This window comes from Halomonas sp. KAO (assembly GCF_015595025.1).
Taxonomy (GTDB): Bacteria; Pseudomonadota; Gammaproteobacteria; order Pseudomonadales; family Halomonadaceae; genus Halomonas.
In genome coordinates this window covers 1-5,783 of record NZ_JADNRL010000018.1, presented here as the reverse complement: position 1 = coordinate 5,783, position 5,783 = coordinate 1, and the positions used below count along the sequence as shown (strand labels likewise).

At 66.8% G+C, this 5,783-nt stretch carries 7 protein-coding genes; 1 reads left to right on the top strand and 6 read right to left on the bottom strand.

Annotated elements, in window-relative coordinates; translation table 11 throughout:
• Window positions 1-390 precede the first annotated feature (390 nt).
• Window positions 391-636: a SlyX family protein gene (locus IOC61_RS05940; RefSeq protein WP_229332961.1), complete on the bottom strand. Its 246-nt coding sequence runs from the start codon at window positions 634-636 to the stop codon at window positions 391-393.
• A gap of 95 nt (window positions 637-731) precedes the next feature.
• On the opposite strand from IOC61_RS05940, the gene IOC61_RS17890 reads away from it, so the two are divergent.
• Window positions 732-1,196: a cold shock domain-containing protein gene (locus IOC61_RS17890; protein ID WP_324254693.1), complete on the top strand. Its 465-nt coding sequence runs from the start codon at window positions 732-734 to the stop codon at window positions 1,194-1,196.
• 117 nt (window positions 1,197-1,313) lie between these two features.
• Here the strand turns inward: IOC61_RS17890 and IOC61_RS05930 are convergent, their stop codons facing one another.
• The 5 genes from IOC61_RS05930 to dapC are packed head-to-tail and all read right to left on the bottom strand — an operon-like array spanning window position 1,314 to window position 5,508.
• Window positions 1,314-1,715, bottom strand: coding sequence for a hypothetical protein (locus IOC61_RS05930; RefSeq protein WP_195687952.1), 402 nt, complete (start codon window positions 1,713-1,715; stop codon window positions 1,314-1,316).
• A gap of 7 nt (window positions 1,716-1,722) precedes the next feature.
• Window positions 1,723-2,895, bottom strand: coding sequence for a succinyl-diaminopimelate desuccinylase (dapE, locus tag IOC61_RS05925; protein ID WP_195687951.1), 1,173 nt, complete (start codon window positions 2,893-2,895; stop codon window positions 1,723-1,725).
• Window positions 2,882-3,907, bottom strand: a complete 1,026-nt coding sequence (gene dapD, locus IOC61_RS05920; RefSeq protein WP_195687950.1) for a 2,3,4,5-tetrahydropyridine-2,6-dicarboxylate N-succinyltransferase — start codon at window positions 3,905-3,907, stop codon at window positions 2,882-2,884. Before dapD ends, dapE begins: the two co-directional genes overlap by 14 nt.
• Before the next feature lie 45 nt (window positions 3,908-3,952).
• Window positions 3,953-4,297 (bottom strand): Spx/MgsR family RNA polymerase-binding regulatory protein, encoded by a 345-nt coding sequence (locus IOC61_RS05915; RefSeq protein WP_195687949.1) that lies wholly within the window; start codon window positions 4,295-4,297, stop codon window positions 3,953-3,955.
• On the bottom strand, window positions 4,297-5,508 hold the full coding sequence (gene dapC / locus IOC61_RS05910) for a succinyldiaminopimelate transaminase (RefSeq protein ID WP_195687948.1): 1,212 nt from the start codon (window positions 5,506-5,508) through the stop codon (window positions 4,297-4,299). Before dapC ends, IOC61_RS05915 begins: the two co-directional genes overlap by 1 nt.
• Between the last annotated feature and the right edge of the window lie 275 nt (window positions 5,509-5,783).

Sequence of the window (5,783 nt, the reverse complement as noted above, 5' to 3'; positions counted from 1 at the left end):
GGAAGAGCGTCGCTTCGCTCCAGGAAGCTGGAAGAAAAGGCTTACCCCAGTGTTGGTGGAGGCATGCTGTTTTCCGGCTTCCGGCTTCCGGCTTCCGGCTTCCGGCTTCCGGCTTCCGGCTTCCGGCTTCCGGCTTCCGGCTTCCGGCTTCCGGCTTCCGGCTTCCAGCTTCCAGCTTCCAGCTTATGGCTTAGCGCGAAGCGGCCTGGTGGTACGGCGTCGCGGCTTTCCCGGTGACAGGCCGGTTCGGGGGCGCTGTGAACCCCTCCCTGGGCGCTACCTCGGCCGTCCATGGTCCTCGGACCCCCTTCCGGCCTGCCCCCGGCGCCGCTCACCCTGTGGTGGCGCTACGCTTTCCTTGCCCCTTGCCCCTTGCCCCTTGCCCCTTGGCTAATAGTGCGGCGGTAGCTCGTCCTCGGCGCTTGGTGCCGCCGCATCTCCCTCCTGCAGTGCCTGCTGCTGCTCGCGAATCTTCCGCTGCATCAAGTCATTGATGCGCTCCAGCCTGGTCAGGCGTGTCTCCTGGGCGGCAACCGCCTGGTCCAGGGTGTCCAGCCAGTGTTCCTGGTAGGCGATACGGCTCTCCAGTGCGGTGAGGCGCTCGTCAAGGGTGTCGGACGTGTGGGTCGTGCTCATGCTAGAATCCTTGCGCTGCGTGCCACCGTTCATCGTGGCACCTTCCTCGTGGTTATCAATATCGTTCATTGCCAACTAGAGAGTCATTCGAGCCCATGAATCGCAAGCTCATGTTTCGCTGTAGTCTGATCAGTCTGCTGCTCGCTGCCCCGGCGCCGTTGCTGATCGCCCTGTTTATTCACCTGGCCGGCGGCGCCCTGTCCGAGGCGCTGTTCGACAGCCTCCGGCTAGGCGGCGTCGCCGTGGTCTATGCTGCCTCGGCCCTGGCGGTTTTCCTGGTGCTGCTGGTCGCCACCCTGGCAGTCAATGCCCTCAGTCCCCAGCTGGTCAACCTGGCCGAGATCGAGAGCGATGACCGTGAACTCGGTGAGGTGAAGTGGTTCAACGTCAACAAGGGGTATGGTTTTATCACTCGCGACAGCGGCGAGGATGTCTTCGTTCACTTCCGGGCCATTCGTGGCCGCGGTCACCGCACCCTGGCCGAGGGCCAGAAGGTCCGCTATTACGTGGTGGAGAACGAAAAGGGGCTACAGGCCGACGATGTCACGGTGATTACCTGAATCGCAGCGCCATCGGCCGGCTCCGGGGCGCCCTGTACTCACACCTGTAATACTCAAGCCCTTGGTGCTTACGCCTTTGAATATCGCCCCGCAGCCGCGGGGCGATGTCGTTTCGGGCTACCGGCCGGAGTCGGGCCAGTGGATCTCTGCTTCACGCCCGTCGGGGAGTACCTGCAGGAAGCGGTCGGGCTCGTCGCCGGGTTGCCAGCCGCCCAGCGAGCAGCGCACCTCGCCGCCCAGGTGGCGGGCGGCGGAGCGCGCGCAGGCCGCGTCATTCGACCAGGGAGTCTGGGCGCTATCGAACCAGAGACTGGCGAAGCCGTCGGCGGCACGCTCCACCAGCAGCACCGGTATCTCGTTGCCGGCGAGCTGGCCACGGGTGCGCCACTTGCCCTTGCCGGCCGGGGCCAGAGGATCGGCTCCGATGGCCTCGCCCAGCCACGCATTCAGCGCCTCCACGGGGGCCTTGGCCAGGTAGATCTCGATATCGGGATAACGGGGTTCGCTGTCAGCTGTCATGCAAGCCTCAGGGTCGGGCACTGCCGTTGATGAACAGGTGCTTCATGATCGCCTCATAGATGCGGCTCAGCTCGTCCAGATCGCTGGCCCGCACCCGCTCGTTGACCTGATGGATGGTGGCATTGAGGGGGCCCAGCTCCACCACCTGGCTGCCCAGGGTAGCGATAAAGCGTCCATCCGAGGTGCCGCCGCTGGTGGAGAGCTCGGGGGTCTGTCCGGTGATCTCCTCGACGCCGCGTACGCTGGCTTCCACGAGTTCGCCCTCGGCGGTGAGGAAGGGCTCGCCGTTGAGGGTCCAGTCCAGTTCGTAGTCCAGGCCGTGGGCGTCGAGAATCGCCGCGGTGCGCGACTTGAGCTGCCCGTGGGTCACCTCGGTGGAGAAGCGGAAGTTGAACACCACCTCCACCTCGCCGGGGATGACGTTGGTGGCGCCGGTACCCGAGCGAAGGTTGGAGATCTGGAAGCTGGTCGCGGGGAAGAAGTCGTTGCCGTCGTCCCAGTGCTCCCGGGTCAGCGCATCCAGCGCGGGCATGGCCTGATGGATGGGGTTGCGCGCCAGGTGAGGGTAGGCCACATGGCCCTGTACCCCCTTGATATGCAGCACGCCGCCCAGGGAGCCACGGCGACCGTTCTTGACCACGTCCCCCAGGCGAGCGGTGGAGGAGGGCTCGCCGACGATACAGTAGTCGAGCCGCTCGTGGCGTTCGCGCAGATGCTCCACCACGGCGCGCGTCCCGTCCTTGGCCGGGCCCTCCTCATCGGAGGTGATCAAAAACCCCAGTCGGCCGTGGTGATCGGGGTGGTCGGCGATAAAGCGCTCCACCGCGGTGATCATCGCCGCCAGGCTGCCCTTCATGTCGGCGGCGCCTCGGCCTCGCAGCATACCGTCGTCATCGATGCATGGCGTGAAGGGGGGGGTGTCCCAGTGGGTGTGAGGGCCGCTGGGCACCACATCGGTGTGGCCGGCGAAGGCCAGCAATGGACCGTGGTGACCACGGGTGGCCCAGAAGTTCTCGACATCGCCGTAGGGCAGGCGTTCGATATGGAAACCGAGCGCCGCGAGGCGCTCGATCATCAGTTCCTGACACCCCAGGTCGTCCGGCGTCACCGAGGGGCGTGCTAGCAGGTCGAAGGCGAGCCGCAGGGTGGGCGAGAGGCCGGCAGGATCAGTTATGGGCATGCAGTGCCTCGTTGAGCGCGATGGCGCTCTTGTTGGTCAGGCACTCGATGCGGCCGTTCTGGGAGTTGCGGCGCAGTAGCAGGTCGTCCTGGTTGGCCAGCTCGCGAGCGGCCACGGTACCGGCCTCCTGGCCCTGGTCGTCGAGCAGGGTGACCTTGGCACCGGCGGTAAGGTAGAGACCCGCCTCCACGGTGCAGCGGTCCCCCAGCGGGATGCCGATGCCGGCATTGGCACCGATCAGGCAGCCTTCGCCGACCTTGATCACGATATTGCCGCCTCCCGAGAGCGTGCCCATGGTGGAGCAGCCGCCGCCGAGGTCGGAGCCCTTGCCGACCATGACCCCGGCCGAGATCCGGCCCTCGATCATGCCCGGTCCTTCGGTGCCGGCGTTGAAGTTGACGAAGCCCTCGTGCATCACGGTGGTGCCCTCGCCGAGGTAGGCACCCAGGCGAACCCGGGCGGTGTCGCCGATACGCACACCGCCGGGAACCACGTAGTCGGTCATCTTGGGGAACTTGTCGACACAGTCGACGGAGAGGGCTCGGCCCTCCAGGCGCGCCTTGAGGCGGCGGGCGGGCAGCTCCTGGACGTCGATGGCGCCCTCGTTGGTCCAGGCGATATTGCGCAGCAGGCCGAACATGCCGGTAAGGTCGAGGCCGTGGGGCTTGACCAGGCGGTGAGACAGCAGGTGCAGCTTGAGGTAGACCTCGGGGACGCTCTGCGGGGGCAGGTCCTCGGCGATAAACATCGCCACCAGCGGGCGAGTGGCCGCGGCGAGGGTCTCGGCCAGCTGTGCCTGCTCGGCGTAACCGGCGGCCTTGAGGGCGCCGGCCAGCTCGCCACACTGCTCGGGCAGGAAGCTGACCGCAGCGTTACCCTCCGGGACGTCCAGCACCTGCTTGACCGCCGCGACCAGGTCGGCATCGGGCTCGAGGAGGGGGGCGGGGTAGTAGATCTCCAGCCAGTCGCCCTGGGTGTTCTGGGTGCCGGTTCCGAGTGCAAAGCTCAGCATATCGAGAATCCTTGTAGAGTCGAGTCGTGTGTTCAGAGGGGCCGCTTAGCCCTGGAGGTCGTCGTAGTCGCCGTCGCGATAGCCCACGCGGATGTCATCGCCGGTATCCAGCAGGGGGCGCTTGAGCAGGGTGGGGTGGGCGAGCAGCAGCTCGCGGGCGCTGTTGGCATCCACCTCCCGCTTCTCCTCGTCGGACAGATTGCGCCAGGTGGTGCTGCGCTTGTTGAGCGCCGTCAGCACCGGCACCCTGTCGAGGATATGTTCGAGCAGTGGCGCGGAGAGGCCATCCTCGCGCAGGTCGTGGAACTGGTAGGGAGCGCCGGAACTGTCCAGCGCCTTGCGCGCACGGCGACAGGTGTCGCAGTTCTTGATGCCGTACAGGGTAAACATCACAGCCTCCTCTCGATGAAGTCGCGGATGCGGCGCGCCGCCTCGGCGGTGGCCTGGGGCTCGGCGACCAGCGCCAGCCGCAGGCGGCCGCTGCCGGGGTTGATGCCAGCGTTGGGGCCGTCGGGTGCGGGGCGGCCCATATAGCTGCCGGGCAGTACGCTCACGTTGGCATGGCGCAGCAGCTCCCGGGTAAAGCCCGCGTCGTCACCGCCGGGTACCGCCGGCCACAGGTAGAAGCTTGCCTCCGGGGTGGGGAACGCCAGCACCGGGGCGAGAATGCGGGTCACGGCGTCGAACTTCTCGCGGTAGGCGTCGCGATTGGCGCGCACATGGCTCTCGTCGCGCCAGGCGGCGATCGAGGCGTGCTGCACCGGCAGTGCCATGGCGCAGCCGTGGTAGGTGCGATAGCGCCTGAAGGGGGCGATCAGCCCGGCGTCGCCGGCCACGAAACCCGAGCGCAGCCCGGGCAGGTTGGAGCGTTTCGAGAGGGAGTGGAAGACCAGGCAGCGTCGATAGTCGTGACGCCCCAGGGCCGCGCAGGCCTCGAGCAGCCCGGGGGGCGGTGATGTCTCGTCCAGATAGAGTTCCGAGTAGCACTCGTCCGAGGCGATAAGGAAGTCGTGTTCGTCGGCGAGCTCGATCAGTCGCTGGAACTCGGCCAGTGGCGTGACCGCCCCCGTCGGATTGCCGGGCGAGCAGAGAAAGACGATCTGTACCTGGCGCCAGACGTCGGCGGGTACGGCCTCGATGTCGGGGCGAAAGCCGCTTTCGGCGTTGCAGTCGAGGTAGTAGGGCTCGCCACCGGCGAGCAGGGTGGCGCCCTCGTAGATCTGGTAGAAGGGGTTGGGCATGGCCACCTTCGCCGGACGGGTGCGGTCCAGCGCCGCCTGAACGAAGGCAAACAGCGCCTCGCGGGTGCCGTTGACCGGCAACACCTGGGTGTCGGGGTCGAGGCCGTCAAGGCCGAAACGGTGCCTGGCCCAGTCGGCGATGGCCTGACGAAGCTCGGCACTGCCGGCGGTGGCCGGGTAGCGAGCGAAGTCGGCCTGACTCGCCAGCAGCGCCTCGAGGGCGCCGGCATAGGGGGCGTGCTGGGGCTCGCCGATGGTCAGCGGGATAGGCGCGAGCCCCGCGGGAGGCGTCACGCCGGCCCTGAGGGCGGCCAGCCGCTCGAAGGGGTAGGGCTTGAGGGCGTCGAGATCAGGGTTCATGGGTGTCCAGGCGCGCCTCTTGGGCCGTGGCCGCAGGCGTCGTCGTTATGATATGTCGTGGGGTGAACGCAAGAGGCTCGATTATAGGGAAGGCCAGGGAACGCCTCAAACTCGAGGTCTTGCAGGAGGGGCGCCGGGGACAGGTCGAAGAGGAGATACCGTCTCTCCCGACCAGCCGCAACCCTCACTGAGTTGGTTGTGGCTGATATTCGGTCTGTGACTTCAGGATGCCGAAAGCGATATGTACTAATTTTCGCATGGCAGCCCCCAAGGCT